At 69.2% G+C, this 21,431-nt stretch carries 17 protein-coding genes; 5 read left to right on the top strand and 12 right to left on the bottom strand.

Annotation, left to right across the window (positions count from 1 at the left end):
* Positions 1–129 precede the first annotated feature (129 nt).
* The 8 genes from OG2516_RS17235 to OG2516_RS17200 all read right to left on the bottom strand — a co-directional run bounded on the left by OG2516_RS17235 (position 130) and on the right by OG2516_RS17200 (position 8,762).
* A complete protein-coding gene (locus tag OG2516_RS17235) occupies positions 130–1,161 on the bottom strand; it encodes a LacI family DNA-binding transcriptional regulator (protein ID WP_007257082.1) in 1,032 nt (343 codons plus the stop codon).
* Positions 1,162–1,234: 73 nt separating this feature from the next.
* Positions 1,235–2,305, bottom strand: coding sequence for a Gfo/Idh/MocA family protein (locus tag OG2516_RS17230; protein WP_007257081.1), 1,071 nt, complete (start codon positions 2,303–2,305; stop codon positions 1,235–1,237).
* Positions 2,296–3,126, bottom strand: a complete 831-nt coding sequence (locus OG2516_RS17225; protein ID WP_050769203.1) for a sugar phosphate isomerase/epimerase family protein — start codon at positions 3,124–3,126, stop codon at positions 2,296–2,298. The genes OG2516_RS17230 and OG2516_RS17225 overlap by 10 nt, the downstream gene beginning before the upstream one ends.
* Complete coding sequence (locus tag OG2516_RS17220) at positions 3,123–4,520, bottom strand: CehA/McbA family metallohydrolase (RefSeq protein WP_040616298.1); 1,398 nt, start codon at positions 4,518–4,520, stop codon at positions 3,123–3,125. Before OG2516_RS17220 ends, OG2516_RS17225 begins: the two co-directional genes overlap by 4 nt.
* Positions 4,517–5,617 carry an ABC transporter ATP-binding protein gene (locus OG2516_RS17215; RefSeq protein WP_007257078.1) on the bottom strand — a complete coding sequence of 367 codons (1,101 nt, stop codon included), beginning with the start codon at positions 5,615–5,617 and terminating at the stop codon, positions 4,517–4,519. The genes OG2516_RS17220 and OG2516_RS17215 overlap by 4 nt, the downstream gene beginning before the upstream one ends.
* Before the next feature lie 4 nt (positions 5,618–5,621).
* A complete protein-coding gene (locus OG2516_RS17210; protein WP_007257077.1) occupies positions 5,622–6,452 on the bottom strand; it encodes a carbohydrate ABC transporter permease in 831 nt (276 codons plus the stop codon).
* Positions 6,452–7,366 (bottom strand): carbohydrate ABC transporter permease, encoded by a 915-nt coding sequence (locus tag OG2516_RS17205; protein WP_040616296.1) that lies wholly within the window; start codon positions 7,364–7,366, stop codon positions 6,452–6,454. Before OG2516_RS17205 ends, OG2516_RS17210 begins: the two co-directional genes overlap by 1 nt.
* A 64-nt stretch (positions 7,367–7,430) precedes the next feature.
* Entirely contained in the window at positions 7,431–8,762 is a 1,332-nt protein-coding gene (locus tag OG2516_RS17200; protein WP_007257075.1) for an extracellular solute-binding protein, read from the bottom strand.
* 239 nt (positions 8,763–9,001) lie between these two features.
* Between OG2516_RS17200 and OG2516_RS17195 the strand changes: the two genes are divergently transcribed.
* The 4 genes from OG2516_RS17195 (at position 9,002) to OG2516_RS17180 (ending at position 16,606) form a co-directional block, all read left to right on the top strand.
* Positions 9,002–10,006: a LacI family DNA-binding transcriptional regulator gene (locus OG2516_RS17195; RefSeq protein WP_217598186.1), complete on the top strand. Its 1,005-nt coding sequence runs from the start codon at positions 9,002–9,004 to the stop codon at positions 10,004–10,006.
* Positions 10,007–10,023: 17 nt separating this feature from the next.
* The gene (locus OG2516_RS17190; RefSeq protein WP_007257073.1) at positions 10,024–11,967 is read left to right on the top strand and encodes a DUF5054 domain-containing protein; all 1,944 of its coding nucleotides are present in this window, start codon (positions 10,024–10,026) and stop codon (positions 11,965–11,967) included.
* A 238-nt stretch (positions 11,968–12,205) separates the two neighbouring features.
* Positions 12,206–15,097 (top strand): autotransporter family protein, encoded by a 2,892-nt coding sequence (locus tag OG2516_RS19175; protein ID WP_156799430.1) that lies wholly within the window; start codon positions 12,206–12,208, stop codon positions 15,095–15,097.
* An 81-nt stretch (positions 15,098–15,178) separates the two neighbouring features.
* A complete protein-coding gene (locus tag OG2516_RS17180; protein WP_007257070.1) occupies positions 15,179–16,606 on the top strand; it encodes a class I adenylate-forming enzyme family protein in 1,428 nt (475 codons plus the stop codon).
* Positions 16,607–16,648: 42 nt separating this feature from the next.
* On the opposite strand, the gene OG2516_RS17175 is transcribed toward OG2516_RS17180, so the two are convergent.
* The 4 genes from OG2516_RS17175 to OG2516_RS17160 all read right to left on the bottom strand — a co-directional run bounded on the left by OG2516_RS17175 (position 16,649) and on the right by OG2516_RS17160 (position 19,937).
* Entirely contained in the window at positions 16,649–17,767 is a 1,119-nt protein-coding gene (locus tag OG2516_RS17175; RefSeq protein WP_007257069.1) for an ABC transporter ATP-binding protein, read from the bottom strand.
* A gap of 19 nt (positions 17,768–17,786) precedes the next feature.
* The gene (locus tag OG2516_RS17170) at positions 17,787–18,149 is read right to left on the bottom strand and encodes a RidA family protein (protein WP_007257068.1); all 363 of its coding nucleotides are present in this window, start codon (positions 18,147–18,149) and stop codon (positions 17,787–17,789) included.
* A gap of 15 nt (positions 18,150–18,164) precedes the next feature.
* The gene (locus OG2516_RS19170; RefSeq protein WP_007257067.1) at positions 18,165–18,878 is read right to left on the bottom strand and encodes a creatininase family protein; all 714 of its coding nucleotides are present in this window, start codon (positions 18,876–18,878) and stop codon (positions 18,165–18,167) included.
* Positions 18,879–18,950: 72 nt separating this feature from the next.
* Positions 18,951–19,937 carry a sugar-binding transcriptional regulator gene (locus tag OG2516_RS17160; RefSeq protein WP_007257066.1) on the bottom strand — a complete coding sequence of 329 codons (987 nt, stop codon included), beginning with the start codon at positions 19,935–19,937 and terminating at the stop codon, positions 18,951–18,953.
* A 124-nt stretch (positions 19,938–20,061) separates the two neighbouring features.
* Between OG2516_RS17160 and OG2516_RS17155 the strand changes: the two genes are divergently transcribed.
* On the top strand, positions 20,062–21,426 hold the full coding sequence (locus tag OG2516_RS17155; RefSeq protein ID WP_007257065.1) for an extracellular solute-binding protein: 1,365 nt from the start codon (positions 20,062–20,064) through the stop codon (positions 21,424–21,426).
* Positions 21,427–21,431: the final 5 nt, after the last annotated feature.

The following is a 21,431-nucleotide window of genomic DNA, read 5'->3' as shown; positions in this document are numbered from 1 at the left end:
AGGCCCGGGCATGGCGTCCGGGCGTCGCGCGGAACTCTGCGGCAGAGCGGTCCGCCCGGTCAATTTCCACGCCGTGTTTCACGCCATCCATGACGTCGAGCCCCGTCTCTAGAAGACGCATTAGCGTCATCAGACCATCTCCGGGAGGTAGATCCTCGGCTCGAGGAACTGCTGGCCCGGAACTGCCTCCGCCCCGGGACCAAGCCCCTCCACCACCAGGCTCACCAGGTTTCGGCAAAGCTCCGCCAGCGGCGTCGAGATCACCATGGCGGCGAAGCCGTCGGCCAGCGCCGCGCGGCTGTCGGCCGTCAGTTCGTTCACCACCAGGCCCACCTCCCCCGGCGCCCGCGCCTCGCGCAGGGCCGCGATGGCACCCTCCATCCCGCCGCCGGCCACGTAGATCCCGGCCAGGTCGCGGTGCCGGCGCAGCAGGTCGAGCGTCGCCTCGTAGGTGACCTCCCGGGTCTCGAGATTGACCACGGTGTCCGGCACCGGGAACCCCGGCGCCTCGCCCCGGACGAATGACCGGAACCCGGCCTCGCGCAGGTCATGCCCGTGCCAGCGGTTGCCGCCGACGAAGACCGCGAGCTTGCCGGGGCGGCGGATGGTCCGGGTGAGCATCCAGCCCGCCAGCCGCCCCACCTTTATGTTGTTGAGCCCGAGGTAGGATGCCCGGATGCCCTGGGCCATGTCGTTGAGAAGCGCGACGACCGGCACCCCCCTCTGCTCCAGCGTCTGAACGGCGGCGTCGAGCTTCTGGTGGTTGACGGCCACGCAAGCCAGGGCGTCGACCTTGTCGCCGAGGTCCAGCAGCTCCGTTACGAAATCGTCCGGCGCCTGGGAGGCGGCGAACCGGATGCACACCTCGCCCCGCACGTCGGCGCGCGCGGCCATCGCGGATTGAAGCTCGCGGGCGAAGTTCTGGTAGAACTCCTGCTGGCGCTTGACCAGCACCACACCCAGCCGCTTGCGCGGGACCACGAGGCCGAGCCGGTGGTCGATGAGACCGCGCCCGTGGTAACCGACCCGGTGCGCCGCCTCGGCGATCCGGCGCAGGGTCTCCTCGCGGACCTTCATCCGCCCGTTGAGGGCCCGGTCGACCGTGGTCACGCTCACCCCCGCCGCGCGGGCGACATCCTTGGTCGTCGGTCGGTTCGCCATCACCCTCTCCCTTGACGGACGTGATGGATTGGTGATGCGAAAAGCGTCACGAGTCCAACCCCGCGGCGGCCGGTCATCCTCGTGTCGCGGCGAAGCCCTTCGCGATCTGCGCGATCAGCTCCAGGTCCTCCATCGCGTCGGCCAGTGTCGTGCGCACCGGCGCGCCTTCGGTGATGGCGGCATGCAGGGCGTCGAGCTCGATCCGGAACGGGTCGGCGAAATGCGGGCCGTCGATCACGGTCCGCCCGGCGCCGCCCTCCAGACTCGTGGTGGTGAGGGTCGTCGGCAGGTAGCGGACATAGGGCGTGTCGTAGCTCAGCGAGAGCCGCTGGTGCTGGCCGATCACGTCGATGCCCGCGTCGAAGACCGGCACCTCGGTCACCGCCGCCTCGTAGCTCGCCAGGAAGCTGCCGTAGTCGAAGAGCGCCGAGACGACGAGCCCGCCGCTCGATTGCGCCGCCGAGACCACCCGCCGGGGCATGCCGAATAGGTCGCGCATGGCCGAGAGCGAGTGACAGCCCAATCCCGTCAGCGTCCGGTAGGCCCGCTTCTCCCCGGCCGGGGCCGCGGCGCCGATGACGCTGGCGACCTCCGCCTCGCCCGTCCGGTGCAGTTCTGCCGCCGCCTCCGGGCCGACATCCCCCGCCCGCACCGGGCCCCGGGTCTGGGCGGTGAAGAAGGGGCTCTCCGTGATCAGGTCGCGGATCCGCACGTGGCGGATCGCCGCCGGCTCCGGCAGGGCCGCCTTCATGGCCAGGAACGGCCGGGTGTAGCGCCGCATGTAGCCGACGAAGACCACCCGGTCGGTCTTCCGCTCCAGCAGCGGGCGCAGGGTCTCGGCCGTGAGGGTCGCGGGCTTTTCGACGAAGACGTGCTTGCCCGCGTCGAGCGCCGCGGCGATGAACGGCCCGTGGGTCTCGTCCGGCGAGAGGATGAAGACCACGTCCACGCCCGGGTTGGCGATCAGCGCGGCCGGGTCGGAGGTCCGCAGGGCCGCCCCGTAGCGCGCGCCCATGGCCTCGGCCAGCGAAGGCGACAGGTCGCAGACCGCCGTGATCTTCCAGCGCGGATCATCCGAGAGCAGCGGCAGGTGCATCAGCTGGGCCACCTCGCCCAGCCCGATCAGTCCGACGTTCAGGGGCATGGCACCACCGCGCCTGCAAGGAAGTCCGCGTTGCGCCGGGCGAGGGCCAGGGGCGGCTCGGCGGCGGCCGGGGTCCAGTCCTGCTCGACCACCACCGGTCCCTCGAAGGGTCCGAGCCGGCGCAGGAAGGCCGGGATGTCGACCACCCCGTCCGCGAGCGGGCAGAAGGCCCCCTGCCGGGTCGCCGCCGCCGGGCTGAGCCGACCGGCTGCGACCTCCGTCACGAGGCGCTCGTCCACGTTCTTCAGATGCACCGCCGAGAGCCTCTCGCGCGCCTTGTCGAGATAGGCGAGCGGGTCCTCGCCCCAGAAGGCGTGATGGCCGGTGTCGAGGCAGAGCCCGGCCTCGGAGGTCTCCAGCAGGCGGTCCACCTGGGCCTCGGTCTCGATAGCGGTGAGCACGTGGGGGTGGAAGGCCAGGGCCAGCCCGTGCCGGTCCCGCAGGTGCCGCGTGGCGCGGGTCATGGCGGCGGCGACCCGCGCCTCCAGCTCCGACCCGGGCGTGCCTTGGCCGGCATCCATCACCGTCGCCACCTTCGCGCCGCCGGACGCGAGCAACGGGCCGACCCGGTCCAGCATGTCGGTCAGCGCGGCCTCGGGCCCGGAGAAGTCGTGCACGATTACCGCGCCGACCAGCGACAGGTCGCGGGCCGCGAGCATCTCCGCCAGCCGCGCCGGGTCTTCCGGCATGAAGCCGATCGGCCCCAGCTCGGTCCCGCCATAGCCGGCGGCGGCGATTTCATCGAGGTAGCGCGCGGCGCTGAGCGGCGCCCCCTCGGCATGGTAGACCCCCCAGGATACGGGGGCGTTGGACAGCATCATCGAAGGTCCTCGGTCCAGATCGGATTGGTCAGGGCCCGGCGCAGAGGTTGCCGCGCAATCTCCTCTTCGGTGAGGCCCCAGGGCAGGCCGCCGGGAAAGGCGGCGCGGAATTCTTCCAGCAGGCGCTCCCGCGACGCGCGGGCGACGAGCTCGGCCCGCAGGAAGCCGCGCGGGGCGAGGTCGGGCCGCAGCACGGCCTCCTCGCCCGCGATCTCCGCTCGGGCGATCTCGCCGGTCGCGTCATGGAAGGTGACGATGTCGCCCGCCGCGCCACGCACGGTCAGGGCCGCCTCGCCGTGCCCGGTGCCGCCCATGGGCGTGTCGCCGAGGGTCAGCTCCAGGTGCGGGCCGTCCGGCGCCTCGGTGATGTAGCCGTGCCCGGCCTTCATCGCCGTCAGGACTGCCGCCTCGGACAGCTCGGGCAGATGCAGGACCGTCGTCGGCCGCGCCAGGGTGAAGGGGCCCTCGGGGCGCAGCTCCGCCGGCTGGTGCCAGTCCGAGCCGCCGATCGCCGGCAGGCGCATCCCGGCCGCGAGCCGGGCCTGCCATCGCTCCAGCGAGACCCAGTTCCAGGCCAGCCAGGGATGCTGCCAGACCTCCATGAGATCGGTCTCCGGCCAGTCGTGCCTCCAGGGAAAGTCCGGCTTGTCGTGGTTGATCGAGAGGAGACCGCCCTTCGCATGCACCTCGGCCGCGACGACGTGGGCATCCCCAGGGGCGGTGATGCGGAAGTCGATCCAGTCGTCCAGACCGAAGACGTTCGCGTGGCCGTGCTCGGTGGTCACCTCCATGCCGCGCAGGAAGACCAGCGCCGGCGAGGAGGCGCCGTCGAAGTACTGCCGGGCAGTGACGGTGTTGTGGTCGGTGACGGCGAGGAAATCGAGCCCCGCCTGCCGGGCGGCCGCGTGGAGGGTCTCGGGGCTGCCGGCGGCGTCGGAGTGGAAGGTATGGCAGTGGAAGTCGCCGCGATACCAGCCCGCGCCCGCGCGGCGGGGAGCCGGCCGTTCGGCCGGGCAGGAAAGCGCGCGCTCGCCGCTGTCGAGGCTGACGTCGATCCGGATCTCCGCGCCCTCCGGCGGGATCCGGTAGAGGCCGAGGAGCAGCGACCAGGTGCCCGCCGGGATCTCGCCGGCCACGTAGCCCGGGGTCGCGCCGTCGCGGCCGAGAGAGAACCGCGACCGCGCCCCGCCCGACCAGCCGCGGAAGCCTTCCCGGGCCGGAAAGGCCCCGAAGCGCGGATCGGCGCAGCCGAGGTCCACGATGCAGGACTCGCTCTTGGGGTAGTCCACCGCGACGTCGATCCGGGTCGTGCCCGCGGGCACCTCGAAGGGCACCTCGAGGTAGGGGGACCGGGCCTTGTCCGCCGGCGTCACCCTGACCGTCTGTCGGCTCATTCATCCACCCCGGGAACCCGCACGCCGTCCGGACCGAACAGGTGGACGTGCGTCGTGGCGAAGCCCAGGCGCGTCGTCTCGGGCAGGTTCAGGGGCTCGTCGGTGAACAGCCGGGCGGTGAGCCGGGAGTCCTTGGTCCGGGCGAGGGTCACCAGCGACTCGGGCCCCATGTTCTCGTTGGCGAAGAGTTCGCCCGCGATCTGCCCCGCCTCGGATCCGTCGGCGATCCACAGGTGCTCGGGCCGGACGCCGAAGGTCATCTTGCCCTCGGCGGCGGCCGCTTCGATCGCCGGAGTGACCGGCAGTTTCGGCACGGTCAGCCCCTCGGCCTCGAGCACCAGCGCGCCGCCCTCGATCCGGGCCGTGCAGTCGATCAGGTTCATCGGCGGGTTGCCGACGAAACTGGCGACGAAGGTGGTGGCGGGGCGGTGGTAGATCTCCAGCGGCGGCGCGTAGTGCACGATCCGGCCGCGGTCCATCACCGCGATGCGGGTGGCCAGCGCCATCGCCTCGGCCTGGTCGTGGGTGACGTAGACCGCGGTGATGCCGAGGTCGCGCTGCAGGTGGTTGAGGAAGCCGCGCGCGTCGAGCCGCAGCTTGGCGTCGAGGTTGGAGAGCGGTTCGTCGAACAGATAGACCTCCGAGGGCGTCACCAGCGCCCGCGCCAGCGAGGTCCGCTGCTGCTGCCCGCCGGAGATCTGCGCCGGCATCCGCTCCATCAGGTGACCGATCTGGAGCACGTCGCCCACCCGCCGGGCCTCCGCATGGCGCGCCTCGCGGCTCTCGCCCCGGACCTTGAGCGGGTAGGAGATGTTGTCGGCCAGGTTCATGTGCGGGTAGAGCGCGTAGTCCTGGAAGACCATGGCGATCTTGCGATCCTTGGGATGCACGGCGGTGACGTCCCGGTCGCCGATCAGCACGCGGCCCGAGGTCGGGGTCTCGAGCCCGGCCATCATCCGCAGCGTGGTGGTCTTGCCGCAGCCGGAGGGGCCGAGCAGGCAGACGAATTCCCCGTCCCGGATCTCGAGGTCCAGGTTCTCGCAGGCGGTGAAGCTGCCGAAGCGCTTGGTGATCTTTTCGAAGGTTACGGATGCCATGTATTCAAGCCTTGATGCCGCCGAAGAAGCGAAAGCCGAACTTCCAGCTCACGAAGAGGTACAGCACGACGACGGGGATGGAGTAGAGCAGCGCGTAGGCCGCCAGGAGCGTGACGATCGGAGTGCCGGCTTCCGAGTAGAAGGAGTAGATCGCCACCGAGGCGGGCATCTTCTCGGCCGAGCGCAGCAGGATGAAGGGGATCAGGAAGCTGCCCCAGATGTTCACGAAGGCCCAGACGACGACGACCACGACGCCGGGCCGGATCACCGGCAGGGCCACGTCGAAGAAGGCTTGCGTGGGCGAGGCACCGGCGACCATGGCGCTCTCCTCGTAGCTGCGGGGGATGCCGTCGATGAAGTCGCGAAGGATGAACATCGCCGTGGGCAGCAGTCCGCCGGCGAAGACGAAGATCACCGCCAGGTGGGTGTCGATCAGCCCGACGCGGGAGATCATCAGGAAGATCGGAACCATGGCCGCCGAGCCGGAGACCACCGAGGAGAACAGCAGCAGCACGTAGGTCACCGCGCCCTTGCCCGGCAGCGAGGAGCGGGACAGCGCGTAGGAGGCCAGCGTCGCCGCGAAGGCGACGCAGACGACCCCGCCGACGCTCTGGATCAGGGAGTTGAGCAACGCCCGGATCGCGAAGTCGTTCTCCAGGACTGTCCCGAAGTTGGAGAAGGAGAACGGCCGCGGGATCGCCAGGCCCAGTTCCGCCCGCGGGTTGAACGGCGCGAAGAGGAACCAGACCAGCGGCAGCGCGAAGATGGCGCCGATCAGGGCCGTCAGGGCGGTGAACCCGACGCGCGAGAAGTGGAGATGCGCGAAGCGACCCATCAGGTGGCCTCCTTTCGGGGTGTCCTCTTGCGCGCGACCCAGAGGTAGAAGAGCGCGAAGGCGAGGTTGATCAGCATGACCACCACCCCCACCGCTGCGCCCTTGCCGAAGTCGAAGTCGCGGAAGGCCACGCGGTAGGTGTAGATCGACAGCACTTCGGTCTGTCCGCCGGGGCCGCCACGGGTGAGCAGGAAGGGGGTGAAGACGTTGAAGGTCCACATGGTGATCAGGATCAGGTCGGTGACCACGTGGCCACGGATCAGCGGCAGGCCGATGTCGCGGAACTTCTGCCAGCTGCTCGCCCCGGCCACGTCCGCGGCCTGGAAGTAGCTCGGCGGGATCGAGGCGAAGGCGGAGTTGAACAGCATCATCGAGAACGCCGTCCCGCGCCAGGTGTTGAACACCACGATGACCCAGAACGGGTAGTCCAGCAGCCAGTCGCCGCGCGGCAGGCCGAGCGCGTCGAGGATCCCGTTCAGCGTGCCGTTGTCGTAATCGAGGAAGGCGAACCAGGCGAAGCCGATCACCACCTCGGGCAGGATCCACGCGCCGATCACCATGGTCTCGGTGAAGCCCTTCACCGACTTGGGCACCTGTTGCAGCAGCCAGGCCAGCAGCAGGCCCAGCAGCGCTTGCCCGATCAGCGCCGAGAACAGCACGAACTGCACCGTCAGGATCAGGCTGAAGCCGAAGGTGCCGGGCTCCACGCCGCGGCCCGAGGTGAAGAGCTCGATGTAGTTCTGGAACCAGACGAAGTCCGGGTTCAGGGCGGTCGGGCCGAGCAGCGAGCGGTTGGTGAAGCTGACGAAGATCACCCAGAAGAACGGGACGATCACGAACGCGCCGACCAGCAGCCCGGCAGGCGACATGAACGTCGCGCCAGCCCGCGCCGAAAGGAGGGAGAATCGTTTCATAGGTGTTCCAGAAATCAGGGTCGGGCCGCGCGGCGTAGCCGTCGCGCGGCCCGGGGGTCAGTCCTTACATCAGGCTGACGGTGTTTTCCTCGCCGACGATCTCGGTGACGGCTTCCTTGTACCGGGCCATCGCCTCCTCGGGCGACATCTGCCCCGAAACGACCGCTTCGGTCATCCGCTGGATCTCGGCGGAGACGGCGTTGTAGTTGCTGTCGTTCGGACGGGCCGTGGTCAGCGGCAGCAGCGCGCCGGAGGTCTCGGTCAGGAACGGCTCGTTCGGCACCTCGACGTCGTCGCGGATCGAGATCCGCGGCTGGAAGGTCTGGAACTCGTCGATCTGCTCCTTCGAGTTCATGAAGGACAGCAGCTCCCAGGCCAGCTCCGGATCGTCGGTGTTGGGGTTCACGACCCAGCCGGTGCCGCCGGAGATGGTGACGTAGTCCTGGCCGTTCCAGCCGGCGCCGGGCTCCATCGCGGGCATCTTCGCCCAGGTCATGACCTCGTCGCGGTCTGCGACCTCGAACTCCGACCCCGGCGCGGTGACCGAGCGGTAGAACCAGTCGCCCTCGACCAGCATCGCGGTGGTGCCGTCGCGGAAGTTGGCGAAGGTGCGGTTGCGGCCGTCGCCGAGCTGCTGCGCCCGGGCGTCGCCCAGCTCCTCGTCGACGTAGATCGTCTTGTAGAGGTTCAGCACGTCCAGGATGCCCTGGCTCTCGACGATGTAGCGGCCCTCCTCGTCGACGATGCTTTCGCCGGTGCCGAGGATGGCCATCCAGTAGCCCTGCATCGTCGTCGCCTCGCCCATCGGGACGCCGGCGTTGAGCTGCAGCGGGTGGCTGTCGGGCATGGCCTCCTTGATCTGGCGCGCCGCGTCGAGCAGCTCCTCCCAGGAGTTCGGCTGGAAGCTTGCGGGATCGATCCCGGCCTCCTCCAGCAGGTCGGCGCGCACGAAGATCATCCGCACGTCGGTGCCGAGCGCGATGCCGAAGGTGCCGCCGTCATAGGACATGAGCGCGCGGGAGCCGTCGGAGATGTGCTCCCAGCCCTCCCAGTCGTTCACCTGCGGGCCGACGAGCTCCTCGAGCGGCTTCAGCAGGCCCGCCTCGACGAAGTTCGGGATCAGGAAGCCGTCGAAGCCGGCGATGTCGGCCCCGGCCCCGGTCGAGAAGTCGAGCGCGAGTTGCTGGGTGAGCTGCTCGTCGCCGCCGGCGAATTCGCTCAGCGAGACGGTGACGCCCTCGTTGGCCGCCTCGAAGTCGGGGATCACGCTTTCCTTGATCCAGTCCGCCAGCGCGGAGTTCACGCCATCCGAGACACAGCGGCACGAGATGGTCAGGTCCTGCGCCGCGGCCGGTGTTGCCACCGCGAGCGCGAGAAGTACGGATTTCCATTTCATGGTCTTGTTCCTCCCTTAGCGCGGATGGTCCGCGCCCGCCTCCTACAATGAACACGATTTCAATCCTGTCAACATCTACCGTAGGCGAGCCGTGAGGGCATCTCTCGCACCAACCGGGACGGAGCCCGCTCTCATTGGTCCATAAGCCGATCTCGCGCCGCCGGCCTCCCATTGCCTTGCCGGTTGCAGAAGTGGTATCGTGTGCAAAATCGGGCTCGGGGAGCACAGGAATGAACGGGATGGGGCGCCGCGCAACTGCCAGTATGGTGGCCGAGGCCGCCGGCGTCAGCCGGGTCGCGGTGAGTCGGGCCTTCACCCCCGGCGCCTCCATCGACGCCGGCAAGCGCGACCGGATCCTGAAGATCGCCGCGGAGCTGAACTACACCCCCGACCGGGCCGCCCGGGCCTTGCGGACCCGGCGCTCGCACCTGATCGGCCTCGTGGTGCCCGACGCCTGCTCGCCCTGGGAGGCGCAGGAGATCGACGGGCTGACCACGGTGCTGCAGGAGCACGGCTTCGGCTGCGTGCTGTTCAAGACCCGAACCGACTTCGAGCTCGACGACGCCCAGCTGCGCAACATGCGCTCGTTCAACCTCGACAGCGCCATCGTGTTTCCCGAGTGCGTGCGCCCGAAGCGGCTGGCCCCCTACCTCGACCGCGCGGTGCCGGTCTACATCGACTACATGACCGGCCCCGCCGACGAGACCCTGCACGACCGGCTCGAGGTCGATCTGCGCCCCGGCCTCTCGAAGGCCGTGGCGCTGGTGAGCGGCTACGCGCCGTCGCGCATCGCCTACATCTGCGGCAAGACCGAGAGCGAAGCCGAGCACGCCCGTCGGGAGGTCCTGCGCGAGCTCCTCGCCGAACGGGGCCTTCCCGAGCCGCGCCTCCTGGCAGGCGACTTCAGCTACGCCCGGGGCCACAGCGCCGCGCTGGAGCTGTTCCGCGTCCATGGCGGGGCCGACGTCATCTTCGCCGCGAACGACGAGAGCGCCTTCGGCGCCCTCGACGCCATCCGCTACGACCTGGGGCTGAAAGTGCCGCAGGACGTCAGCGTCATCGGGTTCGACAACATCTCCCAGGCCGCCTGGGGCGCCTACCGGCTGACCACCGTCGGAATCGACCTCCCCGCCCGGATCCAGTCGTTGGTGCGGATGATCCTGGAGCGGCTCAAGCACCCGAACGCCCGCCCGCTCTGCGACCGGATCACGACCAACCTGACCGTCCGCGACACCGTCGGCTGACACATCACAGGCTCCGAATGACCCAAGCGTCCCTCCCGCCCGAGACCCTCCATCTCGTCTTCAAGACCCACCTCGACATCGGCTTCACCGATCACGCCGAGGCGGTCCGCCGACAGTACCACGAGCGGTTCATCCCCCAGGCCATCAGCACCGGCACCCATTTCTGGCGCGAGGATCCCGAAGCGCCGAAGTTCGTCTGGACGACCGGGGCCTGGCTGATCCACGACCACCTGGAGCGCGGCACGCCCGAGCAGGTCGCCCGGCTGGAAGAGGCGATCGGGCGCGGGCTGATCCGCTGGCACGGCCTGCCCTTCACCACCCATTCCGAGCTGATGAGCCCGGCGCTCTTCCGCGCGGGGCTGTCCTACGCGCAGGAGCTCGACGCGCGCTTCGGGATCACCACCCGGGCGGCCAAGATGACAGACGTCCCCGGCCACACTCTCGGCATCGTGCCGCTGATGGCCGAGGCCGGGCTGCGGTTTCTCCACATCGGCGTGAACGGCGCCTCGCCGGTGCCGGACGTGCCGGACGTCTTCCGCTGGCGCGCCCCCTGCGGCGCCGAGATCGTGGTGATGTACCAGGACGACTACGGCCGGACCCACCTGCCCGACGGCATGAAGGACGCGCTCAGCTTCGCCCATACGCGGGACAACATGGGGCCGCAGTCCGTCTCGCAGGTGATGGACGTCTGGCGCGAGATAGCGGGCGCCTTCCCGGACACCCGCCTGCGCGCCTCGAGCCTCGACGACTACGCCGACCTGCTCTGGCAGAAGCGGGAGACCTTCCCGGTGGTCGAGGCGGAGATCGGCGACAGCTGGATCTACGGCGCCGCCAGCGATCCGCAGAAGCTTGCCGGCTTCCGGGCGCTGCAGCGGGTCTATGACGATTTCGCCGCCGAAGGCCTCACCGCACCGCGCCGCGCGTTCGGCCGCGAGCTGGCGATGGTGGCCGAGCACACCTGGGGCGTCGACATCAAGACCTACCTGCGCGACACCGAGGCCTTCGACCCGCCGAAATTCCGGGCCGCACGCGCCACGGACTACCGGTTCCGCTTCGCCGAGGCGAGCTGGGCGGAGCAGCGCGCCTACCTCGACACCGCCATCGCGTCCCTCGACGGGCCGGACCGCGAGCGCGCCGCGCGGGCGATGGCGGCAGTCGCGGCACCGGCTCGACTGACCGCGCCCGCCGGAAGCGCCCGGATCGACGACATGCGCGTCGAGGTCGATCCCCGGACGGGCGACATCCTCTCCCTTTCCGGCCCTCGCGGCCTGCGGCTGGAGGGCGCGCCGCTCTTCGGCTTCCGGCACCACAGCTACGACCACGCCGACTTGTCACGCCACCTGGACAGCTACCTGACCACCCGCCCCGAATGGGCGATCCTGGACCACGACAAACCGGGCCTCGAGCGTGCGGCCGCCGCCCGCAGCTGCCGCGTCACCCCGGCCTTCGCCGGCCTCTTCGCCAGCGAGACCTCCCTCGAGGTGCGCACCCGGCTGCCGAGCGAGGCCGTCGCGGAGCTGGGCGCGCCGGAGGAGGTCAGCTACGTGCTGACGCCTGGCGCGGACCGCGTGGACATCTCCCTCGCGCTCCGGAACAAGCAGGCGAACCGGATGCCGGAGGCGGGCTTCCTGTCGGTCTGCCCGGCCGGCGCGGACGGCTGGTCGTTCCTGAAGACCGGACAGTGGATCGACCCCTCCCAGACCGTGCCGCGCGGCGGCGGCGCCCTCCACGCCGCATTCGCCGCCCGCAGCCGCAACAGGAACCGACCGCTTCACCTCGAGCTGCTCGACAGCGGCCTGATCGCTCCGGCAGGCGCCGACTTCATGACGTTTAGCAAGACCACTCCGAAGTGGGACGGCGGCCTCGACCTGGTCCTCTACAACAACAAGTGGGGCACCAACTTCCCGATGTGGTGGGAAGGCAGCATCGGGATCAGGCTCCGCCTCTCTCTCGGCGGCTAGGAATCAGGCCACGCCTGTCACCGGCCGACGCCGGCTGAGCAACGAGAAGGCGGGTTGCCAAGCTTGCTCGGAGACGCGCGTTCACCAGCGCGGCGGCTCGTGGCCAATTCGAGTGCCAAGTGTGCAACAGTGTCTCCATATGGCGGCAAGCGGCTTGCTCCCTATGCAAAACCTGCCATCTTCCCGCTGCCCAACACCGGGCAGAGTCAGGCGCCCACGCCCGCTTAGAGAGACATAGATGCCGAGTATTTCGTCCCGCCGCCGTAAACTGTTCATCGCCAGCCTGATCACAAGCACCGCCCTCGCCTCCCCCGGAGCAATTCTGGCCGAATCCTACACATGGACCGGCGCCGACGGTGACCGATGGGGCGACGCCGATAGCTGGCTTCCAATGACCGGCGTGCCGGACTCGACCGCCGATCAGGCGACTTTCGGCGCTCAGGGAAGTGGCCAGACGACAGCTCGCCTCGACGGGACCTTCACCGTCAATCGTGTCTCCGTCGCCGAAAACTTCAGCTACACCATCGACGCGTCCAGCAGTCGCAAACCCGGCAGCTTGACCTTCGGCGGATCGACGCCGGAGGTGTCGGTGGCCAACGGTGGAACACTGGACCTCGTCGGTCCCGCCGGGTCGTTCGCGGCGACGGAGCCCCTGACCAAGGCAGGGCCGGGCACGCTCGGTCTTGGTACAGAGCTCGACGGCGCGGTCCTGGTCAGGGATGGTACTCTCGAGCTCGGCAAGGGGCGTCGTATCTCCGGCGACGTGACGCTCGAGCAAGGCACCGCTCTCGTGGTGACGTCCCGGCTCCAAGAGGCGAACGAACAGACCTCGTCCTCCATCGGCTCTCTCTCCGGCGCCGGAACGGTCGCTCTTACGGGGTTTGCCGATCTTGTGGTGAACGGCAATGGCAGCGACACGACCTTTTCAGGAGATTTCGACGGTCTGGGTGGCCTTGTCAAAGCGGGTGAAGGCAGCCTGACATTGACCGGCGACAGCTCCGGCTTCGAAGGCGGGTTCGTTATCGAGGACGGCGCTCTGATCGCGGGAAGCGATCAAGCTTTCGGAGGTCGGTCCATTTCGATGGTCGGCAGAGGCCCAACGCTCGGAATTCTCGACGGTGTCACCGTCGGGAGCGACCTGCTCGTGCAGAACGGTGGCCACTTCTCGGTGATCGAGGGCCAGGGGACCTTCACCGGCGAGATCAGCGAGCAGACGCCGCCGTTCGACCAGCCCGGGGGGATCCCATTCACCGTCCTGGTCCCGGATGTCGAGGAAGAGCCGACTTTCCCACTGCTGACCAAGATCGGTGCCGGGGAGCTGGTGTTCACCGACGAGGTGAACGTGGTCGACGTCGACCTGGCGGTCGCCAACGGCCTGCTGACCTTCAACGGCACGACCAACCGCGCAATCATGATCCGCGACGCCGGCGCGCTCGGCGGCAACGGAACGCTCATGACCCTGGCGGTCGGGAACGGCGGCACCCTGGCTCCGGGCAACTCCATCGGTACCCTGGTGGTGACGGGCGACACCAGCTTCGCAGCCGGGTCGCGCTTCGAGGTGGAGCTTGCTGCCAACGGGACGTCGGACCGTCTCGAGGTCGGCGGCACCGCGGCGCTCGATGGCTCCGTGGCGCCCAGCGACGTGGACCCGGCGGCGGATTATGCCGCGCGCCAGCGCTACACCATCCTCACGGCTGCCGGCGGCATTGCCGACGCGTTCGACGGGGTCGAAGAAGACGCCGCGCTGGTCGAGTACGAGCTCAGCCAGGACGACAACAACGTCTATCTGACGCGGATCGTCGTCACGCAGGAGCCCCCTGCCGAGCCGGAGGAGGAAGAGCCGCAGGCACCCGAGGAGCCGGACGAGCCCGAAGAGGAAGAGCCGCAGACGCCGCAGGACCCCGAGGACGAAGAGCCGCAGGCGCCCGAGGAGCCCGAGGAGCCGGAGGAAGAAGAGCCGCAGGCCGAGGGAGCCGACGACCCGCTGCCCGACTTCGGCCTCCCGGCCGAGGGCAGCAACGCCACTCAGCTGGCGATGGTCCTGAGCGAGTTCGACTTTTCCGGCCGCGACGAGACGATCCTCAACAGCTTGCTGAACCTCAACGAGGCGGAGCTGAACCTCGCCTACCGGATGCTCGGCGGCCAGATCCACGCCGAGGTCGGCCGCGCTTCCGCCGAGCTGTCGCAGGTCTTCAACGGCGCCATGCTCGACGCCGCCGGCAGCGTCGTCGCCGCGAGCGAGGGAGCGGCCGGCCTCGGCAGCATGCCCGTCGCCCTGTCGTGGGCGGAGGTCTACGGCAACGGCCTCGACGTGGACGGCGACGGCAACGCCTCCGGCCTCACCCGCGACTCCTACGGCGTGGCGGTGGGTACGGAGACCGGCCTGTCGGTCTTCGGGGACCAGCTCACGGTCGGGGTCGCCCTTGGCTACAGCGACGCTCACCTGGCGCTCACGGAGGTGTCGGAGACCGCGGACATCCAGTCGCTCCACCTGGGCATCTACACCGAGAGCGGCGCGGCGCCGACCGAGACCGGCATCGCCTACACCTCGGCCCTCTCCTACGGCCGCCACGACATCGCCACCGAGCGCAACATCGCCTTCGGCAGCGTCGACCGCACCGCGACCGACGAGTACATGGCCAACAGCCTCAACGTGTCGGTGAAGACGAGCTACAACGTCGCCCTCGACAATCGCTTCGGGCTCGCGATGGCGTCGCCCTTCGTCGCGCTGCATTACTCGCAGGTGGAGGTCGGAGACGTCGACGAGACCGGCGCCGGGTCGCTGAACCTGTCGGGCTCCGACAACGGCGACGACTGGGCGGCGATGTCGGTGGGTGTGACCACGACCGGCACGTTCTCGGTGGGCGGCAACACCGTGTCGACCAGCTCTACCCTCGCCTACGAGAAGGTGCTGGGCGACAGCATCGGCTCCGCCACGCTCATGCTCGACGGCAGCCCCGCCTCGTTCGAGGTTCAGGGGGTCGACCAGTCTCGCGACCGCATCCGCGCCGGCGCCCAGGGGACGATGGCGATCGGTGACAGCACGAGCTTGTCCGTCGCCCTCGATGGCATCTTTGCCGAGGACCGCGAAGAACTGAACGTCAGCACAAGCGTAAGCTTTACCTTCTGACGCGACGCCCTTCTTAATGACGCCGCCGGCTCCCGCCCGGCGGCGTCGTCTCGTTCGACGCCCAGTGTTTGAGGCAAGGAAATGCTCTCCGAGATCATCCCCTTCCAGGCGAAGCACGCTCCGGAGGCGCATGCCATCGAGCTGCCCACCGGCACCATCACGTACCGCCGCTTCGCCGCCGACATAGGACGGATGGCGCAGGCGCTCGCCGACGAGGGCATCGCTCCGGGGCAGGTGGTTCTGGTCAGCGACGCCCGTCCCTACATCCACCTGCTCAGGCTCATGGCGCTGTTGCAGCTGGGCTGCACCTCCGTATCGGAGGAGCGGCTGCGGCGAACGGCCGGGCTCGTGCGGCCCGACTGGGTGCTTGCGGAGACCCCGCCCGAAGACCTTCCGGAGACGACGAGAGTCATCCTGCAGGATGCCGAGCGGCTCGGCCGGGTCCTGTCGGCCGAACCGGTGCCCGGGCCGCGCCCCGAGGTGAGCGCCGAGACACTCGTGCGGCTCGACATGACCTCGGGCTCCACGGGTCAGCCCAAGATCGTGCCGCTCAGTCTCGCCATGATGGTCGCGCGCCTGCAGAACAACGGACCGCTGCTGCCCTTCCCGGTGCGGCTGCTGTCGACGATGGGGCTCGATGTCACCGGCAGCTTCCTGGCGCTCCTCAAGGTCTGGTCGCTCGGCCAGACCGCGGTCTTCGCCGGCCCGCTGAGCCCGGGCGACGCCCTCCGGCAACTGAAGCCGACCTTCGCGGTCATGGCGCCGATCCAGGCGCAGCACCTGCTCTCCACCTGGGACGCGAGCTGGCCGCGGCCCGAGACCTTCCGTCTGGTCACCGGCGGCGCGCCTCTGCCCAGGCGGCTGCGCGATGCGCTGATCGCCACGATCACCGACGACATCCCCGTCAGCTACGGCTCCACCGAAGGCTGGCTGATCTGCCACGGCGATGCCAAGGCCCTGCCCGATGTGCCCGGCGCGACGGGCTACGTCTTGCCGGGTGCGGCGCTGCAGATCGTCGACGATGCCGACACACCGCTCCCTTCCGGCGAGATCGGGCGGGTGCGCGTGCGCAGCGGAGAGATGGTCGCGCATTACTGGACCCCTGAAGGCCAGGTGCCGAATCCGTCGTTCCGTGACGGCTGGTTCTACCCGGGCGACCTGGGCCAGCTCACCGCCGAGGGGCTGTTCGTCCATAGCGGCCGCACGGACGACGTCCTCAACCTCGGCGGCGAGAAGGTTGCCGCCTTCGAGGTCGAGGAGCAACTCGCCGCCCTGCCGGGCGTGCGCGAGGCCGGCGCCTTCGCGCTCGCCGACGCCAGCGGCGTCGACTGCTTGCACGCGGCCGTCGTCGCCGATCGGCCCGCCTCGGACATTACGGCCGACTTCATCGCCCGGTTCCGCCGCGAGATCGTTGTCACCGCCCTGCCCCACCTGCCCCGCACGCCGTTCGGCAAGCTCGAACGGCCGACGCTGGTCGCGCAGGTCCGACAGGCGCTTGCGGAGAGTTAAGGTCGGTTCCAGCGTCCGCCGACCCCGCGCCGGAACAATGCGCTACGACGACGCGGTGGTCGTCGAAGTCGGACCAGGCATCGCCGCGCCCTGTTCGTCGAACAGGTAGAAGGCGTCGGAGCGGAAGCCGAGATCGGCGGTGTCGCCATGCGCGAGGGCGACGCGTCCGTCGGACTTGACCCGCAGGGCTTCCGGCAGGCCATCGACCTTGAAGTAGATGAGCGCGTCGGCGCCGTGACGTTCGATGACGTCGACGGTGCCGCGCGCGTGGGCGGTGGTCCGGCTGTCGCCGGCAGGCTCGATCACAACGTCCTCGGGGCGGACGCCGAGCGACAGGCTCTGTCCGGCGCGCGCGGCGCGGCTGGGCAGGAGGGCGCGCGCCCCGTTCGCAAGCCGGATCGCGCTGCTGTCGCCGCTATTCTCGACCATGCCATCGAGGATGTTGATCTTGGGCGCACCGATGAACTCCGCGACGAAGCGCGACGCCGGCCTGGCGTAGAGCTCCATCGGCGCGCCGACCTGCATGACCTCGCCGTCCTTCAGCACGACGATCTGGTCCGCCATCGTCATCGCCTCGACCTGGTCGTGGGTGACGTAGATCATCGTGTTGCCGATCGCGTGGTGCAGCCGGGACAGCTCGACGCGCATCTCCGAGCGCAGGGCCGCGTCGAGGTTGGAGAGCGGCTCGTCGAAGAGGAACACCTCGGGCTCGCGCATCAGCGCCCGGCCGATGGCGACGCGCTGGCGCTGGCCACCGGAGAGCTGCCCCGGCTTGCGGTCGAGGAGCGGATCGAGCTGCAGGAGCCGCGCCACCTCGACGGTCTGCGCGCGGCGTTCCTTGCGGCTGACGCCCTTGAGGCGCAGGCTGAACGACATGTTCTCCCACACCGTCATGTGCGGGTAGAGCGCGTAGCTCTGGAACACCATCGCCGCGCCGCGGTCGGGAGCGGGCACGTCGTTCATGCGACGCTCGCCGAAGCGGATCTCGCCGGACGAGGCCGATTCCAGCCCGGCGATGACGCGCAGGAGCGTGGACTTGCCGCAGCCCGACGGGCCGACGAACGCCACGAAGGAGCGGTCCGGCACCTCGAGGGAGATATTCTTCAGAACCTCGTGCGAGCCGAAGCTCTTGCTCACGTTCGAAAGCGTGACGTCGACCATCTGGCTGTGCCTCCCGCTCTTACTTGACGGCGGTGATCTGGATTTCCACCAGGTCGCTCGCCTCGGCCAGCCGCGCCTCGACGCAGGCGCGGGCCGGAGCGGCGCCCTCGGGGATCCAGGCGTCCCAGATCGGGTTGAAGGCGTGGCGGTTGCGGATGTCGGACAGCCAGATCATCGCGGAGACGATCTTCGTACGGTCCGAGCCGGCCTCGGCCAGCAGGGAGTCGAGCTTGTCGAGGATGTCGCGGGTCTGGCCCTCGAGGTCGAGGGTCCGGTCGGAGGCGATCTGGCCGGCGAAGTAGAGCATGGTCCGCTCGGCGGGCACCTCGACGACCTGGCTCATGCGTTTGCCGCTCTGGATGCGGTTCAGTTCGTTGCTCACGGGTATGTCCTCGCTTCAGTCGTGGGTCGTGGAGGCGCAGCCCTCGGCGCGCATGATGTCGGCGACGCGCGCGGAGAGGGTCTCGACGGTCTTGTCGCGGTTGGCGGCGCCCTGCTCGAGGTCCGCCTGCGTCGGCTCGCCGTTGATGCCGCCCGAGTCCGGGTGGATCGCGTGGCGGGAGCGCAGCTTGTACCAGGGCTTGTCGATCTTGAAGTCGCGGGCGCGCTCGGGGTGGTAGACCGCGCCGGTGACGGCGGCGACCTCGGTCTCGCCCTTGTCGGCGTGGTGGATGCCGCTGATGCCGGCCTCGGTCCACCAGTTCCAGCAGGCGAGCTTGGCGTCGGGGTAGGTTTCCCAGACGGCCCAGAACGCCGCCTCGCAGGGCGCCTTGTTGGCGCCGTGGCCGCTGACGAAGATCAGGTTGGTGAAGCCGTGGTGGCAGAAGCTCAGGGCCAGCTCCTTCACCACGGTGGTGAAGGTGCCGGTCGTCAGGCCGATGGTGCCGGGGTAGTCGCGCATCTCGTCGGCGAAGCCGTATGGCAGGCCGGGCGCGAGGATCGCGCCGGTGCGTTCGGCGATGGCGCGGGAGAAGTACTCCGCGGTGTCGATGTCGACGCTCAACGACAGGTGCGGGCCGTGCGCCTCGATCAGGCCGACCGGGATCAGCACCGGAAGGCGTCGATCCAGGGCGTCGACCTCGTGGTTGGTCAGCCGCTTCCACTCTATCATACCGTCATCTCCATCCAACTTCTGTGCGCCGTGTCAACTTTTGTGCAGGCCCGGCCGGGCCCGCCCCTGTCCTCAGCCGTTCTTCAGCACCGCCCGCATCGTCGCCTCGTCGGTCACCAGCACCTCGACGTGACCCGAGCGCAGGGCGGCGGTGACGACCGGCACCTTGCCGGTGCCGCCGGACGCCATCACCAGCGGCCGGACGCCGCGCAGCTCGCTCAGGCCCGGCCCGACGAGCTGGCGGTTGATCGGGTGGTCGACGGGCCGGCCGTCGATGTCGATGAACGTGCCGAGAATGTCGCCCACGGCTCCCGCCTCGGTGAGCTCGGCGACCGAGACGCCGGGCGGCAGGGCATGGCGGATCAGCAGCGACGCCTCGGACATGTCGCCCGCCGCGAAGCAGGCGACATCGGCCTTCATGATCAGGTCCTTCACGTCGGCGTAGAATTGCTGGGCGGTCAGGACGTAGCGGGCCTCGGGGGTGTCGGCGTAGATCGGCGCCGTCATGTAGTAGCGCTCCGCCTGCAGGAGCCGGCCCATCGCGCCGATGATGTCGATCGCGTTCTCTTCCGAGGATCGGGGCGGCGCGCCGAGGAGCGCGACGATGCGGGCGTCGCGCCGGATGGTCGGGCGCAGGTGGCGCAGCATCTCGCGCATCGTCTGCCCCCAGCCGATACCGAAGATCTTCTTGTCGGCGTCGGCCACCTGCTCGGACATGTAGCGCGCCAATCCGGCGCCGATCATCGCGTGCGTGCGCTCCGGCTTGACCGGCGTGGGCACCACGACCGCGTGACGGAGGCCGAACGCCTGCTTCGCCCGCTGCTCGAGCTCGACGCAGGAGGCCATCGGCGCGGTGACCTCGATCCGGACCAACCCCTGCTCGCGGCAATCCGCGAGCATCCGGTTCACCCGGAAGCGCGACACGCCGAGCGCGTCCGCGATGTCGGACTGGGTGCGCTCCTCGATGAAGTAGAGCCACGCGGCGCGCAGCATCAGCGCGCGGTCCCGCTCGGCGACATCGCTTTCTTCCAGGGGGCGGTTGAAGGAGGCGTCGGACACGGGAGAAGCGACCTCTCTGAGCCAGCTGCAATTTTTGTTGATCTGAAACTACATTTGTGCCTACACTGTGTCAACCGCGGATGGCGAGGGACAAAGCGCCGCCGCGATCAACAAGGAGGTCATCATGAAAATCAGTGCCAAATGGTTCTCCGCGACGGCGATGGCGTTGGCCCTGCCGGCCGCGGCATCTGCGCAGACCGAAGTCAACATCGTCGCCTTCGCGCCCGGTTTCGCATGGGCCGACATGTTCGGCGCGTCCGGCACCGAGAAGACGGACAAGCTGCGGGCCTTCGAGGAGGCCAACGACATCGTCATCAACATCGAGTTCGCCGACGAGGACACCGCGCGCCAGAAGGTGCTGCTCGACCTAGTCAACCAGACCGGCACCTACGATCTCGTGATGCTCGGCTCCGATGGTGCGGTGCAGACCTTCTCCTACGCCGGCTATCTCGAGCCGCTCGACGACCTGCTGCCGACCGCGGCCGAGTATTTCGACCCCGACGCGGTCTACCCGCAATTCCTCGAGGCCAACACGGTGAACGGCCAGCTCTGGGCGCTGCCCTACTACTCGTTCGGGGCCGGCGCGGTCTATCGCACGGACATCTTCGAGCGCTACGGCATCACCGAGTTCCCGGAGACGACGGAGGGGCTCGAAGAGGCGCTCGAGACGATCAAGGCCGGGCTCGAGGCCGACGGCATCGACGACGTCTACCCGCTGACCATGAGGGGCGCGCCCGGCGAGGAGCCGAGCCTCGATCTCAATGGCTTCGTCTACGCCTATGCCGGCTACCCGGCCTGGTTCGAAGGCGGTGCGGTGACGCCCGAGGAGATCCGCGAGACCGACGCCAAGCCGATCTTCACCGGCGATTTCCGCGACGGCTTCGAGGCGTTCGTGCGGTGGTCGCGGGATTACGGTCCCGACGGCATCGCGACCCATACCTGGGTCGATATGATGAACCTCTACGGCGCCGGACAGGCGGCCGTCCTGCTGCCCTCCGCCATCAATGGCTTCGCGGCCCTCGGCGGCAGCGAGAACGAGGACGTGGTGAACAACACCGCCTTCGCCCCTGCCCCCGTCGGGCCGTCGGGCAAGCCCCTGCAGAGCTTCTGGACCTTTTCCGTCGGCGTCAGCGCCTTCTCCGACAACAAGGAAGAGGCGTTCAAGACGCTCGCCTTCCTGACCGGCGAGCAGGCGATGCAGGGCTTCGCCGAAAGCATCGGCTGGCCGTACTCCACCTTCCCCTCGATCACCAACGGCGAGACCCTCGCCGCAAAGTGGCCGGCGGAGATGCTGGCCGAGATCGAGGCGAGCTACGAGGCGGCCGACCCGCAGTACTTCCCCTACATCCCCGAGCTGAACGCCTTCATGGAGCGGATCGGCACCGAGGCGTCGGCGGCAATCTCGGGCTCCAAGACCGTCGACGAGGCGCTCGACGACCTGCAATCCTGGGCCGAAGAGCGCATGGAGCGCGGCGGCTACTACGACTGACGGCA

Origin of the sequence: Oceanicola granulosus HTCC2516 (assembly GCF_000153305.1) — a bacterium.
In the GTDB taxonomy this organism is placed as follows: Bacteria; Pseudomonadota; Alphaproteobacteria; order Rhodobacterales; family Rhodobacteraceae; genus Oceanicola; species Oceanicola granulosus.
Note: the sequence above shows the minus strand (reverse complement) of the source record. Positions and strands in the feature narration are given on the sequence as shown.